Below are 15,472 nucleotides of genomic sequence, written 5' to 3'. Positions count from 1 at the left end.
CGGCCGGGTCGGCGTTCTCCGGCGTACCGGCCGGGTGCTTCGCCACCACCAACGGCTCGCTGTGGAACAGCCAGTGCTCCGGCGGGCAGCTCATCAAGACCGCCCAGCAGTGGGGCGACCAGGCGCGCGCCATGTACCCCGGCTACACCGGCCGCTACCCCCGCATGCAGCTGTGGCACGGCACCACCGACACCACCCTCGCCTACCCGAACTTCGGCGAGGAGATCAAACAGTGGACCAACCTGAACGGGCTGAGCCAGACCCCGTCCTTCACCGATTACCCGCAGTCGTCGTGGACCCGCACCCGCTACGGCAACACCGGCACCCAGGCCACCGTCGAAGGCATCAGCATCTCCGGCGTCGGCCACCAGCTGCCGATGAGCGGCCAGATCGCCTACGCCATCTCCTTCCTCGGCCTCGACGGCACCACGCCGTCGTCGTCCCCCAGCCCGTCACCCGTCGGTAGCCCGTCCCCCAGTCCGACCGTGACCCCGACCTCCGGCGGCGGTAGCGGACCGATCAAGGGGGCGGCTTCCGGCCGGTGCCTGGACGTGACCGGCGCGAGCACCGCGGACGGCACGCAGGTGCAGCTGTGGGACTGCAACGGCCAGACCAACCAGACCTGGACGTCCACCTCCGCGGGCGAGATCCGGGTGTACGGCAACAAGTGCCTGGACGCGGCCGGCACCGGCAACGGCGCCAAGGTCCAGATCTACAGCTGCTGGGGCGGCGACAACCAGAAGTGGCGCGTCAACTCCGACGGCAGCATCCAGGGCGTCCAGTCCGGGCTGTGCCTCGACGCCGTCGGAGCCGGCACCGGCAACGGCACCAAGATCCAGCTGTACTCCTGCCACGGCGGCACCAACCAGAAGTGGACCTGGAACAGATAGGCCACACCCGCGAGCCTCCGGTGCGGCACGTCCCGCACCGGAGGTCTCCCTCCGATCGCGCTCAGGTGCTGAGCTTCTCGTGCGCGCTGCCGTGCCACTCGACGAGCAGCACGGTGGCGTCGTCGTGCAGCCGGTTGTCGTGATACTCCATCACGGTCCGGATCAGGCGGCGCAGCGTCTCGGGCACCGGCAACCCGGCGGCGTTCTGCTTGATCATGAACTCGACGAACCGGCCCAGGCCGAACTCTCCGCTGTCGGGGCTGCGCATCTCGGTGATGCCGTCGGTGTACAGCAGGATCCGGTCGCCGGGCTCCAGCTGCTCGCGGCAGAGCGTGACGGGCAGGCCGAGGTCGAGCCCCATCGGGTGGGCCGGCGGGCAGTTCAGGGTGGAGGTCCAGCGGCCGTGGCGGATCAGCACCGGCGCGTGGTGGCCGCGGTTGACCCAGGTGAACACGCCGGTCCCGAGGTCGAGGTCGCCGACGACCGCGGTCACGAAGCGGTCGCCCCGGCCGAACTCGTCGATCAGAATTCTCTCGATCGCCTCGCTGTTGCGCACCAGGTCCATGTCCTGCCGGCGGTGGTTGCGGCAGGCGGCCACGGCGAGGTTGGCGGTCAGCCCGGCCGACACGTCGTGACCCATCGCGTCGAAGATCCCGACGTGCGCGACGGCGCCGGAGGTGGAGTAGTCGAAGGCGTCGCCGCCGATCTCGTACGCCGGTTCCAGCACGGCGCCGATCGTCACCGCCGGCGTGGCGAAGGTCAGCGGCGGCATCAGGTTCCACTGCATCTCCGCCGCCACGTGCATCGGGCGGCTCCGGACGAGACGCGCGTGCCAGTCGCTGAACGAGCGCTTGCTCACGATTATCAACGCCATGAGGGACGCCACGTGCCGCATGCGCTCCTCGAGTCCGTCGTCCTCCGATCCGGGGGCCATATGGAGCACGCCGAGACGCTCGGTGCCGTCCAGCAGGGGGACCCACCACTGCCCCGGGGCGTCGCCCTCCGGGCCGCCCCGTAGCGTGCGCACCTCCTGGAGGGCACGCCCGGCGAGCGTGGTGTCGATCTTGAGCTCCTCCGGCTGGGCGTCCTCCTCGCCGGGGGCGCACAAACGGCGCAGAACGGTCTGCTGCAGGTCGGCGAGGTAGACGCCGATCTCCTCGAAGCCCACTTCGCGTTTGTAGCGGCCGATCAGCGACGGGATGTCCTCGAACGCCATCAGATGGCTGTCCTCCAGCATCCCGGCCAGGGCGCGCAGCAGCCCCTGGTCCCGGGAATCGGGGATGCCCTGCTCCATCTGTCCACCCCCGTGGTCGCACACCATTTACCCACGATGCTGCACAACTCGTGGAGCGGGCCGGATCGGGAGAACATCTTGAGCAAGGCATTACCTCACTCCCCAGCGGCAGGCCCTCACGAACCGGCGCCCGCTCAGTCGAAGAAGCGGGCCAGCCGCCGCTCCCCGCCGGGCTCCCGGCCGCCCTTCGCCGGGACCAGGTCCGCGAAGACCGTGGACTCGTCGCGCGTCACCAGCAGTGGATACCAGCACCGGCCCGCGTCGTCGGGACGGCACAGGTGCTTGAACGTCTGCACGTCGATCAGCCGGACGTGCGTGGGGTCGGCCACCGCGTTGACGTGCCGCCACCAGGGCGCGAGGACGTGCAGCACGCCACCGGGCCGCAGGACGCGGTGGCACTCGCGCAGCAGGGGCAGAAAGTCGGCCAGGTGCTCCAGCACGTGCACCACGAAGACCTGGTCCACCGACTCGTCCGCCAGCGGCACCCCGCGCGCCAGGTCGGCCAGCACGTCCACCGCCGGGCCGGGGTGAAGGTCGACGCCGAGATTGTGGCGGTGCTGCTTGGTGCCGCCGCAGCCGAGGTCGACGACCCGGGGCATGACGCCCGAGACCCGCACCCTGTCCCACACCGCCAGCACCCCCGCCAGACGGCCGAGGCGCTCGCGCAGCACGGCGAGATCGTCGGCGGCCCGTACGTCACCCTCGACGTGCGCCACCCCGCCGTCGAAGCGGACCCGCACGTCCAGGCCGCGCAGGCGGGAATCGTGCGCCAGCAGGTCCGCCGCCGCCTCCTCCAGGTCCCGGTCGACCAGGTCACGCCGCCGCCTGTCCATCCCGTCCACTCCTCGCCGCTCGGATCACCTGTCGTCTACCCGGGGGAGGCCGGGCCGTACGCATGAGGGGCCTTTGCGAGGATGAATGAAGGCCGTACGACGGGGGCAGGTGAGCGGTCATGCGCGATCCGCGGACCGGGGGGACCGGCGGACAGCGGAGAGGACACGTGGGAGGAGACGCGGACGTGGTGGCGGACAGATCCGGAGCGCGCGACGCGAGGGGCACCTCGCCGGAGCCGTTGACGCCCGAGCCGGACGACGGCGGCCTGGAGGAGATGATCGGCGGTGCGTCCGACCTCGAGACGCCGGCCGCCGAGACGCCGCCGGCGACCGGCGAGGAGTCGGCGATGCCCGAGCCCGAGCCCGACATCGGCCCGACATCCTAGGTCCGGTCCGGCGTCCCGCGACGAGGCGTGGCGGCGGGCTTGATCCAGTCGAGGGCGCGCTCGGCCGCCCGCCGCCGGTTGTAGTTCTCGCGCCGCCGGGGGTCCATCCCCGGTGTGACATGACGCTGGGTCATGGCGGCCTGCCACCGGCGGATGCGTGTGGGGCGGGGAGGGTCACCAGCGGGAGGCGCCGAGGTCGCGGGAGACGGCCCGCGCCGCGTCGCGCACATAGCCCACCAGCTCGGGACGGGGACGCCGGGTGGAGTCGCAGATCCGCTCGGTGGCGCCGGAGATGCCCATCGCGCCCACCACGCGTCCCCCGTACCCCCGGATCGGGGCCGCCACCCCCGCCTCGCCCATGCCTGTCTCGTCGGCGTCGGACGCCCAGCCGTGCTCGCGCACGGCCGCGAGCATGCGGGACATCTCCCTCTGCGTACGCACGGTGCGGCGGGTGAACTGCTCCAGCTCCCCGCCCCGCACCGCGTCCTGGAGGGCGGCGGCCGCGTTGGCGTCGTAGGCGAGCAGCACCTTGCCGATCGCCGTGGCGTGCATGGGCAGGAGCATGCCGACGTCGGGCGTCTGCAGGCTGTCGTCGGGCCGGAAGACGTGATGGACCACCAGGACCTTGCCCTGGAGGTGGGTGCCGATCCGCACCGCCTCGCCGCTGCGCGCGGCCAGGGCGTCGGCCCAGTTGATCGCCCGAGAGCGGAGCTCGTTCACGTCGAGGTAGCTGGCGCCCAGGTGTAGCAGCGCGGGGCCGAGCTGGTACTTGCCGGTCGCCTCGTCCTGCTCGACGAAGCCGACGAGCTGGAGGGTGCGCAGGATGCCGTGCGCCGTGCCGCGGGCCAGCCCCAGGGAGTTCGCGATCTCGGTGAGGCCGAGCCGCCCCGATCCCTGGGCGAGGAGCCGCAGGACGGCGGCGGCGCGCTCGATGGACTGGACCGGACCTGGCACGCCCCGGATCCTAGCCGCGTCGGCGGATGTTCGACACTGCCGACATCCGCCGACCTCTGCGAAGCGTCTCCCGTCGCCGGACAGGCCTGCGCGAGACATGAGGTTTCGCGTCATGCCGGAGGAGCGTACTGCGATCCGAGTGTGACCAGTGTTCGACAATGCCGACGATCTTTCGTTGACGCTTCCTTGGAGGGCGTTTAACGTCCGGACAACGGGCGGCGCTCACAGCGAGCATTTCGGAGACGTGACGGGCATGGTCAAGGAGGAGAGACATGGCGGAAGGGCGAGGCGAACGGCGGCTGCTCAATCCATTCGCGGGTGAGCTCGCGGCCGAGTTCGCGGGCACGGCGATCCTCATCCTGTTCGGCGTCGGCGTCGTGGCCCAGGTGACGGCCGGAGGCATCGGCGACCACGACAGCATCGCGTGGGCGTGGGGGCTGGGGGTGACCCTCGGCGTCTACACGGCCGCCCGTCTCAGCGGCGCCCACCTCAACCCGGCCGTCACGGTCGCCCTCGCCGTCTTCAAGGGCTTCTCCTGGCGGAAGGTCCTGCCGTACGCGCTGGCGCAGACGGTGGGCGCCTTCGTGGCGGCGCTGCTTGTGCGGTGGAACTACGCCGAGGTCCTGGCCAAGGTGGACCCCGGGCACACGATCAAGACGCAGGGGGTCTTCTCCACCCTCCCCGGCAACGGCACGCTGCCGGTCACCCAGTGGGGTGCGCTGCGCGACCAGATCATCGGCACGGCGATCCTGCTGTTCCTGATCTTCGCGATCTCCGACGAGCGCAACTCGGCGCCGCTCGCCAACCTCGCGCCGGTCATCGTCGGCCTGCTCGTGGTCGCGATCGGCATGGCGTGGGGGACCGACGCCGGCTACGCCATCAACCCCGCCCGCGACTTCGGCCCGCGCCTCGCCTCGTTCTTCACGGGGTACGGCTCGGCGTTCCGCGACCAGTACGGTGGGCTCTACTTCTGGGTGCCGATCATCGGCCCGCTGGTCGGCGGCGTCGTCGGCGCCGGGCTCTACCAGGTCCTGGTCGCCCGATTCCTGCCGCGTACGGACGCGCCCGAGCCCGGCCGTACGCCGGAGCCCGCCGCGCAGGCGGGCTGATCACCCCCAGGCCGAGACCAGCAACGCCCGGCTCACCCGAGCTCACACGAGACGAGAGGCGTAACGAGAATGGCAGACTACGTCGGCGCGGTCGACCAGGGGACGACCAGCACCCGCTTCATGATCTTCGACCACGGCGGCAACGAGGTCGCCCGCCACCAGCTGGAACACCAGCAGATCCTGCCGCAGGCGGGCTGGGTCGAGCACAACCCGACCGAGATCTGGGAGCGCACCCGGGCGGTCGTCGAGACCGCGATGCGGACCGCGGGCCTGCAGGCCTCCGATCTCGTGGCGCTCGGCATCACCAACCAGCGCGAGACCACCGTCGTCTGGGACCGGCGCACCGGCCGCCCGTACTACAACGCCATCGTCTGGCAGGACACCCGCACCGACCGCATCGCCTCCGCCCTGGAGCGGGAGGGCAAGGGCGAGGTTATCCGGCGCAAGGCCGGCCTGCCGCCCGCCACCTACTTCTCCGGCGGCAAGATCCAGTGGATCCTGGAGAACGTTCCCGGTGTCCGCGAGGCCGCCGAGCGCGGTGACGCGATCTTCGGCAACACCGACACCTGGCTGCTGTGGAACCTGACGGGCGGCGTCGACGGCGGCGTCCACGTCACCGACCCCACCAACGCCAGCCGCACGATGCTGATGAACCTGGAGACGCTCGACTGGGACGACGAGCTGCTGTCGTTCTTCGGCGTCCGCCGCCAGATGCTCCCCGAGATCCGTCCCTCCTCCAACCCCGACCTGTACGGCGTGACCCGCGCGGGCGGCCCGCTCGGCGGGGAGGTCCCCCTCGCGGGCGACCTCGGCGACCAGCAGGCCGCGACCGTCGGCCAGGTGTGCTTCGAGCCCGGCACGGCCAAGAACACCTACGGCACCGGCAACTTCCTGCTGCTCAACACCGGCACCGAGCTCGTGCGCTCCCAGCACGGCCTGCTCACCACGGTCTGCTACCAGTTCGGCTCGGCCGAGCCCGTGTACGCCCTCGAGGGATCGATCGCGGTCACCGGCTCGGCCGTGCAGTGGCTGCGCGACCAGCTCGGCATCATCTCCGGGGCGTCGCAGAGTGAGGCGCTCGCCCGGCAGGTCGAGGACAACGGCGGCGTCTACTTCGTGCCCGCCTTCTCCGGCCTGTTCGCGCCCTATTGGCGCTCCGACGCCCGGGGGGCCATCGTCGGCCTGTCCCGCTACAACACCAACGCCCACCTGGCCCGCGCCACGCTCGAGTCGATCTGCTACCAGACCAAGGACGTGGTCGGCGCGATGGAGCAGGACTCCGGCGTCGTCCTCGACGTGCTGCGGGTGGACGGCGGCGTCACGGCCAACGAGCTGTGCATGCAGCTGCAGGCCGACATCCTCGGCGTCCCGGTGTCGCGTCCGGTGGTCGCCGAGACCACCGCGCTCGGCGCCGCGTACGCCGCCGGGCTCGCCGTCGGCTTCTGGAAGTCCACCGACGACCTCAAGCGGAACTGGCACGAGGACCGCCGCTGGGAGCCCACCTGGAGCGACGAGCGGCGCGAGCGCGGTTACGCCGGATGGCGCAAGGCCGTCCAGCGGACGCTCGACTGGGTCGACGTCGACTGACCTGCCTGAAGGGGCGTGGAGGCCGACCTGGCGGCGCGGTGCGAGCGGGACGACGCCGCGGCCGACGCCGTACGCCTCGCGGCGGCGACTCCGGCGCGGCACGCGGCCTAGGTGGCCGTTCCACCTGGACTCGGCGGTCCCGGCCTGTTCGCCGTTCAGGTCGAGACCGCCGTGGCGGTCAAGGTCACGGTCACGAGGGCGCGGGCCGTCGCCGGAGGCGGCACCGGCCTACGTCGTCACACGAGCGGCGATGATCTTCGCGCACGTCAGGGAGGCGGTGTGCGTGGTGTCCACTTCCAGGTCGTAGACCACACCTTCGTGAACCATCTTCGCCTGCGTCGCGGCCATTCCCGCGATCCGGTCCCCGCGGGCCCTCTCACGCTCGGTGGCGACCGCGCTGTCACACCTGACGCCGACCCACAGGACGTCCAGTCCGCCGAGAACGCGCTGCCAGCGTCGCTGGGTCGCCGCCGCGCCGAGGAAGACGTCGTCGATGATCACCGGGGCTCCGGCGCGGACCATCGCCGCGATCCCCTCCATCCACGCCGACTGCAGCGCCATGAACTCCGGGCCGACGTCCACCGCGCCGTCGGGGGAGAACCCGATCCCCGCATCCGTGGCCTGCATGGACCGGGGCATCGCCTCGATGAGCGAGTCGACCCCGAAGGCGAGCCACGGTCGCGGCAGGACGGCCTGCAGGTGCCGCACGATCTCGGACTTGCCCGCGCTCGATCCGCCGTTGAGCACGATCACCTGAGTCGTCACGGCGTCCACGGTAGAGGCCCGGTCACCGATACGCGAAGCCGTTTTCCGGCTGGCGCCGTGCTACGACGCCACGCCTGCCGGAGGATCGCCCGCCGCCGTCCGGGTGAGCACGTCGAGAAGGCGCGCGGGGGTGTCCGCCACGGCGATGACGCCGGGGGCGGCGAACTCGGCCGCGTCGCCGAACCCCCACGTCACCGCGACGCACCGCACGCCGCACTCGGCCGCGCCGACGACGTCCTCGCCGCGGTCACCGATCATGACGGCCGCCTCGGGCGGGGCGCCGAGGACGTCGAGCGCGTGGCGGATGACGTCCGCCTTGTGCCGCCGGGACCCGTCCAGCGTCGCCCCGGCCACGTACGCGAAGAAGCCGTCGAGCCCGAAGTGGACCAGGATCTTCTCGGCGTAGACGGCCGGCTTCGACGTCGCCACCGCCAGGGTCCAGCCGCCGGCGACGAGAGCCTCCAGCACGGCGGGGATTCCGGCGATGACCTCGTTCTCGTACATGCCGCCCGCGGTGTAGCGCTCGCGGTACGCGTGGACGGCGTCGGCGACCCGGTCCCGCGGCACGCCGAGCCGCAGGAATCCGTCCTGGAGAGGAGGGCCGATCATGGCGCGGAGCCGCCCGTGCTCCACCTCCGCGACGCCGGCCGCGGACAGGGCGTGCCGCATCGAGGCGACGATGCCTGCCTCGGGATCGGTCAGCGTGCCGTCGAGGTCGAAGAGGCAGTACCGGGTCACGTGAGGGGCGTCCCTTCGGGGTCGGATGAACGAGCTCAGGCGAGCACGGCGTCGAGCAGCAGCGATCCGGCGCCGAGCAGGGCGGCGTCGTGGCCCGACCGGGTGGTGGAGATCTCCAGGTCGCGGGTGGCCAGCGGCAGGCATCGCTCGTACACCGCCGCGCGGATCGACGCGATCAGCGGCTCGGCCGGTGACAGGCTGCCGCCGACCACGATCGCGTCGGGATTGATGAAGTTGACCAGTACGGTGAGCACCTCGCCGATGAGCCGCCCGGCGTTGCGTACGAGGGCGGTGGCCTCGGGCACCCCGTTCTCGACCAGCGCGACGACGTCGGCCGGTCGGCGCACCTCGATGCCCTGCTCGCCCAGCACGCTCATGAGGGCCGCGCCGCTGGCGTAGGCCTCCAGGCAGTCGTCATGGCCGCAGGAGCAGGTGACCGACGAGTCGCTCCTGACCCGTACGTGGCTGATGTCCCCGGCCGCGCCACGCCCCCGATGCAGCGCGCCGTTCACGATCACACCGCAGCCGATGCCGCTGCCGGCCTTGAGCACCATCAGCGTCTCGCACTTCGGCCACGCCCTGGCCTCCCCGGCCGCCATCAGGTTGGCGTCGTTCTCCACCAGCACCGGCAGGTCGAAGTGCGCGGCGAGGCGGTCCGCGACGGGGAAGTTGTTCCAGCCGGGCATGCGCGAGGGCGCGACGACCCGGCCGGTCGCCGGGTCGACGGGCCCGGGGACGCCGGTGCCGACGCCGCGCAGCGGGACCCCGGGCGGGGCGTGCGCGGCCAGCAGGTCCTCGAACGCGGCGGCCATCCAGTCGATGGTCGCCTCGGGGCCCTCCAGGATGTCGCAGGGGCGCTCCTCGACCACCAGCGGGGTGCCGCTGAGGTCGAGGAGGCCGAGCCGCGCGTGGTGCGCGCCGAGGTCGGCGACCGCGAGCAGTCCCGCGCCGGGGCTGAGCCGCAGCCGCCGGGGTCGCCGGCCGCCGCGCGAGGTGCCCGCGCCCTCCTCCACCAGCAGCCCGCTGCCGATCAGTTCCTCGACGCGCAGCGAGACGCTGGAGGCCGCCAGGCCGGACAGACGGGCGAGCTCGGCCCGCGATTCGGCGTGGCCCGCGGCGACGAGGCGCAGAAGGTCGCCCTGCGCCCCCCGCACCGGCAACCTCTCTTTGCCTGGCATGGAGGAAGGAATACCACGTCTTGACTTTCTGCGCCATCGCGTTGACTTCGCCCAGAATCATCCATTACGGTCCGGCTTGTCTTCGATTTCGAAGGAAGTTGGCGATGATTCGGGTACGAGGCCTCAACAAGTGGTTCGGTGAGCACCATGTGCTGCACGACGTCGATCTCGACGTGGCGCGCGGCGAGGTCGTGGTGGTGATCGGCCCCTCCGGGTCCGGCAAGTCGACGCTGTGCCGGTGCCTCAACCGGCTGGAGGCGGCGGACTCGGGCGAGATCCTCGTCGACGGCGTCCCCGTGCCCGAGGAGGGCCGCGCGCTGGCCCGGCTGCGGGCCGACGTGGGGATGGTCTTCCAGAACTTCAACCTCTTCCAGCACAAGACCGTGCTGGAGAACGTGATGCTCGCGCCGATGAAGGTGCGCGGCGTGAGCCGCGCCGAGGCCGAGCGGACCGCCCACGAGCTGCTGGCCCGAGTCGGCATCGCGGAGCAGGCCGGCAAGCAGCCCGCGCGGCTGTCGGGCGGCCAGCAGCAGCGCGCCGCCATCGCCCGCGCGCTCGCCATGCGGCCCAAGGCCATGCTCTTCGACGAGCCCACCTCGGCGCTCGACCCGGAGATGGTCGGCGAGGTCCTCGACGTGATGACGGGACTGGCCGCCGACGGCATGACCATGGTCGTCGTCACCCACGAGATGGGGTTCGCGCGCCGCGCGGCCGACCGCGTGGTGTTCATGGACGGCGGCCGGATCGTCGAGACGGGAGAGCCGAACGCCTTCTTCGACTCGCCCAGCACCGATCGGGCCAGGGACTTCCTGGCCAAGGTACTCACGCACTGATCGCAAAGGATGGTGGACCCCGATGGTGTCCATTAAGCGGGTGGCCGCTGTCGCCGCCGTGGCGATGGCCGGCCTGACGGCCTGTGCCGGAACGGACTCGGCGAGCTCCGCCGTGCCGGGCGCGGCCCCGAGTGAGGGCGGCGGGAGCGGCGTGCTCGCCGACGCGCCGGTGGCCGCCGCCGCGGACATCCTGCCCGGCTCGACGATGGAGAAGATCAAGCAGCGCGGCGAGCTGATCGTCGGGGGCTCGCTCGACGCGCCGCTGCTGTCCCAGCAGAACCCCGCGACCGGCGAGGTGGAGGGCTTCGACGCCGACCTCGGCAAGGCGCTGGCCAAGTACATCATCGGGCAGCCGAAGGTGAAGATCGTCAACTCGGCGTCCGAGACCCGCGAGGCGCTGCTGAGCAACGGCACTGTGGACGTGGTCTTCCAGACCTACACGATCACCCCGGAGCGGGCCGAGCAGGTCTCCTTCGCCGGGCCGTACTACTCCTCGGGTCTGTCCATCGCGGTCAAGAAGGGCACGACGGGGATCTCCTCGCCGCAGGACCTGAACGGCAAGACCGTCATCGCCGGGGCCAACACCCCGGCGATCCCCGCGATCAAGAAGCTCGCGCCGCAGGCGAAGATCATCACGTTCGGCGGCGACCCCGAGTGCGTCCAGGCGCTCAAGCAGGACCGCGGCGTCGCCTACGTCCAGGACGAGACGCTGCTCGTCGCCGACGCCAAGAAGGACCCCGAGCTGCAGGTCGTGAGCAAGCCGTTCACCCAGGACCCGTACGGCATCGGCCTCAAGCACGGCGACGACCAGTTCAAGTCGTTCGTCAACGACTGGCTGAAGAAGATCCAGGCCAACGGGGTCTGGCAGGGCATCTGGAAGAACTCCCTCGGCACCGTCGTGCAGGGTGAGGCCCCGACGCCGCCCGAGATCGGGTCGGTGCCGGGTTCCTGATGTCGGCGCTGCTTGATCACCTGCCCGAGTTCTGGCAGGGGCTGGTCGTGACCCTCCAGATGACCGCGGCGTCGTTCGTCGGCGCCGCGGCCGTGGGGCTCGTGATCGTGGCGATGCGGGTCGGGCCGGTCCCGGTGCTGCGCACGGTCGCGACCGTCTACGTCGAGACCCTGCAGAACCTCCCACTGCTCGTACTGCTCGTGCTCGCGGTCTTCGGCCTGCCCGAGATCGGGCTCAAGGCCGGCCTGACCACCACCGCCATCGTGGTCATCGCGCTGTACGAGGGCGCCTACATCGCCGAGGCCCTCCGCTCGGGCGTCAACGCGATCTCCTCGGGCCAGGGCGAGGCCGCCCGGGCGCTGGGGCTGACGTTCGGCCAGTCGCTGCGGCACGTCGTGCTGCCGCAGGCGCTGCGCACGGTCGTACAGCCGATCGGCAACATCTTCATCGCGCTCACGATGAACACCTCGCTCGCGGCGGCCGTGGGCGTGGTCGAGCTGACCGCCGCCGCCAACCGGGTGAACCTGCTGGAGGCGCAGCCCATCCCGATCTTCGTCGGGGCGGGCCTGGCGTACGCGGCGGTCGCCGCCTGCGCCGGGTTCGTGACCGGGCGGCTCGAACGGCGGCTGGCGGTGGCGCGGTGAGCAACCTGCTGTTCGACGAGCCGGGCCCGCGCGCCCGCCGCCGCATCCGCCTCGCCACCGTCGCGGGCGTGCTGGTGCTGCTCGCCCTGGTGGCCCTGGCCGTGCGCCAGTTCGCCGCCAATGGGCAGCTCGCCGCCGAGCGCTGGCAGCCGTACGCGACCTGGCCGATGTGGCGCTACCTGCTCGGCGGGCTGTGGTCCACCGCGCTGGCCGCCGTCGTGTCCGCCGCGATCGCGATGGCGGGCGGGCTCGCCCTCGCGCTCGGGCGGCTGTCGCGGCGCCGCGCCGTCCGCCTGCCGGCCGCCGCGTACGTCGAGGCCGTGCGGACGATCCCGGCGCTGCTGCTGGTCTACCTCGTGCTGTTCGCGCTGCCGAGGTACGGCCTGGACCTCCCGCTGTTCTGGAAGCTCGTGGTGCCGCTGGCCGTGTCCAACGCGGCGGCGTTCGCCGAGATCTTCCGGGCCGGGGTCATGTCCGTCGAGCGGGGGCAGGGGGAGGCCGCCCTCGCCCTCGGGCTCACCCACGGGCAGTCGATGCGGCTGGTCGTGCTACCGCAGGCGGCCCGCCGGGTGCTGCCGTCGATCGTCAGCCAGTCGGTGGGCCTGCTGAAGGACACCTCTCTGGGCTTCGTCGTCAGCTACGCCGAGCTGCTCTACAGCGGCAAGGTCCTGGCCAACTACAACGGCCTGCTCATCCAGACGTACATCGTCGTCGCGCTGGTCTACCTCGTGGTCAACGCGTCGCTGTCCGCGCTCGCCCGTTCCCTCGACCGCTCCGTGGCGGGCAGGGGCGGCCCGCGCAGGAGGATCATCCGTGTCCCTCGCTGAATACGCCCCGCTCGCGGAGGTCGTGCGCTCCGGTTTCGTGGAGAGCGTCCACTTCGGCAGCGCGGTCGCGCTCTCGGCCGGCGGCGAGGTCGCCGTCGCGCGCGGCCCGGTGCACGCGCCGGTGCTGCCCCGCTCGTCGGCCAAGCCGTTCCAGGCCCTCGCCTGCCTGCTCGCCGGGGCCCACCTGCAGGGCCCCGCGCTCGCGATCTCCGCGGGCAGCCACACGGGCGAGGACTTCCACGTGCGGCTCGTGGCCGAGATCCTCGGCGACGCCGGGCTCGGCTTCGGCGACCTGCGCTGCCCGGCCGACTGGCCGGAGGACGAGGCCGCCCGGCAGTCCCTGGTCAGGGCGGGCCTCGGGCCGTCGCGTGAGCGGATGAACTGCTCGGGCAAGCACGCCGCGATGCTCGCCGCCGCCGTCGCCGCGGGCGCGCCCACCGCCGGCTATCTCGACACCGGCCACTTCGTGCAGGAGCGGGTCAGGTCGGTGGTGGAGGATCTGTCGGGGGAGAAGGCCGCCCACGTCGCCGTCGACGGATGCGGCGCGCCGCTGTTCGGGATCTCGCTGACGGGCCTGGCCCGCGCCGTACGCGCCTTGGCCGTGTCCGCGCCGGGGACGCCGCCGCGCGCGGTCGCCGACGCCATGCGGGCCCACCCCGAGTACGTCGGCGGGACCGGCCACGTGAACACCCGGCTGATGCGGGCGCTGCCCGGCGCCGTGGTGAAGGGCGGCGCCGAGGGAGTGCTGGTCGTGGCGCTCGCCACCGGGCACGCGGCGGCCGTCAAGGCGATCGACGGCGGCCCCCGGGCGACGACCGCCGTCGCGCTCGCCGCCCTGCGGGCCGCGGGCGCGGACGTCTCGGCGGCGGCCGAGTTCACGACCGTTCCGGTGCTGGGCGGGGGAGTCCCGGTCGGCGAGATTCACGCGACGTTCTGATGGGGGAGAGTATGAGCCTGACGTACGAGATCTGCATCGACAGCACGGCCGGGGCGCTGGCCGCCGAGCGCGCGGGCGCGCACCGCGTGGAGTTGTGCACCGCGTTGTTCGAGGGCGGCCTGACGCCCACCCTCGGCACGGTCGAGGCCACGCTGGCGGCGGTCTCGTCGATTCGGGTCCACGTGATCATCCGGCCTCGCGGGGGCGACTTCGTCTACGACGAGCACGAGGTCGCGGCCATGGTCCGCGACGTGGCGGCGGTGCGCGACGCCGGGGCGCAGGGCGTCGTGATCGGGGCGCTCACGCCGGCGGGGGAGGTGGACACCGAGGTGTCCAAGCGCCTGATCGACGCGGCCGGAGGGCTGTCGGTCACCTTCCACCGGGCCTTCGACATGACGGCCGACCCGTTCGCCGCGCTGGAGACGCTGGCAGGACTGGGGGTCGACCGGGTGCTCACCTCCGGCCAGGACAGCTCCGCCCTGGAGGGCGCGCCGCTGATCTCCGACCTCGTCCGGCGGGCCGGCGACGGGCTTGTCGTCATGCCCGGCGGCGGCATCACCCCGCGCAACGTGAGCCGGGTGGTCGAGGCGACCGGGGCACGGGAGATCCACTTCGCCGCCCTCGTGGACGAGCCCAGCCCGGCCGTCCACCGCAACCCGTACCCCTTCATGGGCGGCGAGCTGCGCCAGCCCGAGTACGTCCGCAAGGTCACCTCGCCGGCCCTGGTCGCGGAGGTGATCACCGCCGCCCGCGGCTGAAGCCGGGCCGCATCGCGGTGACCCGCGGGCAGGAGGGGTAGACCCGTGGGCGGGGGGTGAGGCCGATGGCCACGCCGGAGCGGAGCCGGCCCCATCCGGGGCCCGAGGAGGGCGTGCGGCACGGCCGGTTGTCCGCCCGCCCGGTGGCCGTCGCACGGGCGGCGTCCCCTCCCGAACCGGGGGTGCACCGCCTGGACGGGCGCGCCCTGCTCTCCGTGCCGCCCGCCCCGGCGTCCGGGCCGTCCCCGCTCGCCGTCGTGCTGCACGGCGCGGGTGGCACCGCGGAGCAGGCGCTGGAGTGGCTGCTTCCCCAGGCCGGGGATCTCGGCGTGCTGCTGCTCGCGCCGCAGTCCGTCTCCGCCACCTGGGACGTCATCGTCGGCGGGTACGGCGCGGACGTCTCCAGGATCGACGCCGCGCTGGAGGAGGCGTTCTCCCGCCTGGCCGTCGACGTCGGCGCGGTGGCCGTGGCCGGTTTCTCCGACGGCGCCTCCTACGCGCTGTCGCTGGGGGTGGCCAACGGCGACCTGTTCCAGGCCGTGCTCGCGTTCTCGCCGGGATTCATGGCCCCGATGATCCGGCACGGCCGTCCCCGGATCTTCGTCTCGCACGGCGCCTCCGACCGGGTGCTGCCGATCGACGTGTGCAGCAGACGGCTCGTCCCCGAGCTGAGGGAGAGCGGTTACGAGGTGACGTACGAGGAGTTCCGCGGCGGGCACCAGGTGCCGCCGCAGACGGCCGCCGCGGCCGTCCGCTGGTGGATCGGAGGCTCGCCGTCCTGACTCCG

18 protein-coding genes are annotated in these 15,472 nt (G+C 72.4%); 11 read left to right on the top strand and 7 right to left on the bottom strand.

Going from position 1 to position 15,472, the window contains the following annotated elements; genetic code table 11:
* Positions 1-890, top strand: an 890-nt coding sequence (locus HHX30_RS42260; RefSeq protein ID WP_249350846.1) for an RICIN domain-containing protein, incomplete at its 5' end; no start/stop codon positions are given.
* Between the two features lie 61 nt (positions 891-951).
* Here the strand turns inward: HHX30_RS42260 and HHX30_RS36925 are convergent.
* On the bottom strand, positions 952-2,184 hold the full coding sequence (locus tag HHX30_RS36925) for a PP2C family protein-serine/threonine phosphatase (RefSeq protein WP_249350845.1): 1,233 nt from the start codon (positions 2,182-2,184) through the stop codon (positions 952-954).
* Positions 2,185-2,318: 134 nt separating this feature from the next.
* Complete coding sequence (locus HHX30_RS36920; RefSeq protein ID WP_169988423.1) at positions 2,319-3,017, bottom strand: class I SAM-dependent methyltransferase; 699 nt, start codon at positions 3,015-3,017, stop codon at positions 2,319-2,321.
* Between the two features lie 188 nt (positions 3,018-3,205).
* On the opposite strand from HHX30_RS36920, the gene HHX30_RS36915 reads away from it, so the two are divergent.
* Complete coding sequence (locus HHX30_RS36915) at positions 3,206-3,403, top strand: hypothetical protein (protein WP_169988421.1); 198 nt, start codon at positions 3,206-3,208, stop codon at positions 3,401-3,403.
* Here HHX30_RS36915 and HHX30_RS36910 read toward each other — a convergent pair.
* Together HHX30_RS36910 and HHX30_RS36905 are read right to left on the bottom strand one after the other, a co-directional pair.
* Positions 3,400-3,537 carry a hypothetical protein gene (locus tag HHX30_RS36910; protein ID WP_169988419.1) on the bottom strand — a complete coding sequence of 46 codons (138 nt, stop codon included), beginning with the start codon at positions 3,535-3,537 and terminating at the stop codon, positions 3,400-3,402. The two genes, HHX30_RS36915 and HHX30_RS36910, sit on opposite strands and share 4 nt — an antisense overlap.
* 40 nt (positions 3,538-3,577) lie before the next feature.
* Positions 3,578-4,357 (bottom strand): IclR family transcriptional regulator, encoded by a 780-nt coding sequence (locus HHX30_RS36905; protein WP_169988417.1) that lies wholly within the window; start codon positions 4,355-4,357, stop codon positions 3,578-3,580.
* 272 nt (positions 4,358-4,629) lie between these two features.
* Between HHX30_RS36905 and HHX30_RS36900 the strand changes: the two genes are divergently transcribed.
* Together HHX30_RS36900 and glpK are read left to right on the top strand one after the other, a co-directional pair.
* Positions 4,630-5,466, top strand: coding sequence for an MIP/aquaporin family protein (locus HHX30_RS36900; protein ID WP_169988416.1), 837 nt, complete (start codon positions 4,630-4,632; stop codon positions 5,464-5,466).
* Between the two features lie 69 nt (positions 5,467-5,535).
* A complete protein-coding gene (gene glpK / locus HHX30_RS36895) occupies positions 5,536-7,053 on the top strand; it encodes a glycerol kinase GlpK (RefSeq protein WP_169988414.1) in 1,518 nt (505 codons plus the stop codon).
* A 228-nt stretch (positions 7,054-7,281) separates the two neighbouring features.
* Here the strand turns inward: glpK and cpt are convergent, their stop codons facing one another.
* Genes cpt through HHX30_RS36880 form a run of 3 tightly spaced genes read right to left on the bottom strand, consistent with a single transcriptional unit; the run spans position 7,282 to position 9,734 of the window.
* Complete coding sequence (gene cpt, locus HHX30_RS36890; protein ID WP_169988412.1) at positions 7,282-7,818, bottom strand: chloramphenicol phosphotransferase CPT; 537 nt, start codon at positions 7,816-7,818, stop codon at positions 7,282-7,284.
* 60 nt (positions 7,819-7,878) lie between these two features.
* Positions 7,879-8,556, bottom strand: coding sequence for an HAD hydrolase-like protein (locus HHX30_RS36885; protein WP_169988410.1), 678 nt, complete (start codon positions 8,554-8,556; stop codon positions 7,879-7,881).
* A 35-nt stretch (positions 8,557-8,591) separates the two neighbouring features.
* On the bottom strand, positions 8,592-9,734 hold the full coding sequence (locus tag HHX30_RS36880) for an ROK family protein (RefSeq protein WP_211593255.1): 1,143 nt from the start codon (positions 9,732-9,734) through the stop codon (positions 8,592-8,594).
* Positions 9,735-9,838: 104 nt separating this feature from the next.
* Between HHX30_RS36880 and HHX30_RS36875 the strand changes: the two genes are divergently transcribed.
* The 7 genes from HHX30_RS36875 to HHX30_RS36845 all read left to right on the top strand — a co-directional run bounded on the left by HHX30_RS36875 (position 9,839) and on the right by HHX30_RS36845 (position 15,467).
* Complete coding sequence (locus tag HHX30_RS36875) at positions 9,839-10,567, top strand: amino acid ABC transporter ATP-binding protein (protein WP_169988408.1); 729 nt, start codon at positions 9,839-9,841, stop codon at positions 10,565-10,567.
* A gap of 22 nt (positions 10,568-10,589) precedes the next feature.
* Complete coding sequence (locus HHX30_RS36870; RefSeq protein ID WP_169988407.1) at positions 10,590-11,519, top strand: glutamate ABC transporter substrate-binding protein; 930 nt, start codon at positions 10,590-10,592, stop codon at positions 11,517-11,519.
* Positions 11,519-12,163, top strand: coding sequence for an amino acid ABC transporter permease (locus HHX30_RS36865; RefSeq protein ID WP_169988405.1), 645 nt, complete (start codon positions 11,519-11,521; stop codon positions 12,161-12,163). Before HHX30_RS36870 ends, HHX30_RS36865 begins: the two co-directional genes overlap by 1 nt.
* Entirely contained in the window at positions 12,160-12,990 is an 831-nt protein-coding gene (locus HHX30_RS36860) for an amino acid ABC transporter permease (RefSeq protein WP_169988404.1), read from the top strand. Before HHX30_RS36865 ends, HHX30_RS36860 begins: the two co-directional genes overlap by 4 nt.
* The gene (locus tag HHX30_RS36855; RefSeq protein WP_169988402.1) at positions 12,977-13,927 is read left to right on the top strand and encodes an asparaginase; all 951 of its coding nucleotides are present in this window, start codon (positions 12,977-12,979) and stop codon (positions 13,925-13,927) included. The genes HHX30_RS36860 and HHX30_RS36855 overlap by 14 nt, the downstream gene beginning before the upstream one ends.
* 11 nt (positions 13,928-13,938) lie before the next feature.
* Positions 13,939-14,685, top strand: coding sequence for a copper homeostasis protein CutC (locus HHX30_RS36850; protein WP_169988400.1), 747 nt, complete (start codon positions 13,939-13,941; stop codon positions 14,683-14,685).
* 65 nt (positions 14,686-14,750) lie between these two features.
* The gene (locus HHX30_RS36845; RefSeq protein ID WP_169988398.1) at positions 14,751-15,467 is read left to right on the top strand and encodes an alpha/beta hydrolase; all 717 of its coding nucleotides are present in this window, start codon (positions 14,751-14,753) and stop codon (positions 15,465-15,467) included.
* Positions 15,468-15,472 lie beyond the last annotated feature (5 nt).

This window comes from Microbispora sp. H10836 (genome assembly GCF_012999525.1).
GTDB lineage: Bacteria > Actinomycetota > Actinomycetes > Streptosporangiales > Streptosporangiaceae > Microbispora.
This window is presented reverse-complemented; position numbering and strand designations above follow the sequence as displayed.

What these genes read in the sequence shown, in the direction of transcription:
- HHX30_RS36925 (WP_249350845.1), bottom strand. Translation starts at nt 2,184, where the DNA reads ATGGAGCAGGGCATCCCCGATTCCCGGGACCAGGGGCTGCTGCGCGCC.
- HHX30_RS36920 (WP_169988423.1), bottom strand. Translation starts at nt 3,017, where the DNA reads ATGGACAGGCGGCGGCGTGACCTGGTCGACCGGGACCTGGAGGAGGCG.
- HHX30_RS36910 (WP_169988419.1), bottom strand. Translation starts at nt 3,537, where the DNA reads ATGACCCAGCGTCATGTCACACCGGGGATGGACCCCCGGCGGCGCGAG.
- HHX30_RS36900 (WP_169988416.1), top strand. Translation starts at nt 4,630, where the DNA reads ATGGCGGAAGGGCGAGGCGAACGGCGGCTGCTCAATCCATTCGCGGGT.
- glpK (WP_169988414.1), top strand. Translation starts at nt 5,536, where the DNA reads ATGGCAGACTACGTCGGCGCGGTCGACCAGGGGACGACCAGCACCCGC.
- HHX30_RS36880 (WP_211593255.1), bottom strand. Translation starts at nt 9,734, where the DNA reads ATGCCAGGCAAAGAGAGGTTGCCGGTGCGGGGGGCGCAGGGCGACCTT.
- HHX30_RS36875 (WP_169988408.1), top strand. Translation starts at nt 9,839, where the DNA reads ATGATTCGGGTACGAGGCCTCAACAAGTGGTTCGGTGAGCACCATGTG.
- HHX30_RS36870 (WP_169988407.1), top strand. Translation starts at nt 10,590, where the DNA reads ATGGTGTCCATTAAGCGGGTGGCCGCTGTCGCCGCCGTGGCGATGGCC.
- HHX30_RS36865 (WP_169988405.1), top strand. Translation starts at nt 11,519, where the DNA reads ATGTCGGCGCTGCTTGATCACCTGCCCGAGTTCTGGCAGGGGCTGGTC.
- HHX30_RS36850 (WP_169988400.1), top strand. Translation starts at nt 13,939, where the DNA reads ATGAGCCTGACGTACGAGATCTGCATCGACAGCACGGCCGGGGCGCTG.
- HHX30_RS36845 (WP_169988398.1), top strand. Translation starts at nt 14,751, where the DNA reads ATGGCCACGCCGGAGCGGAGCCGGCCCCATCCGGGGCCCGAGGAGGGC.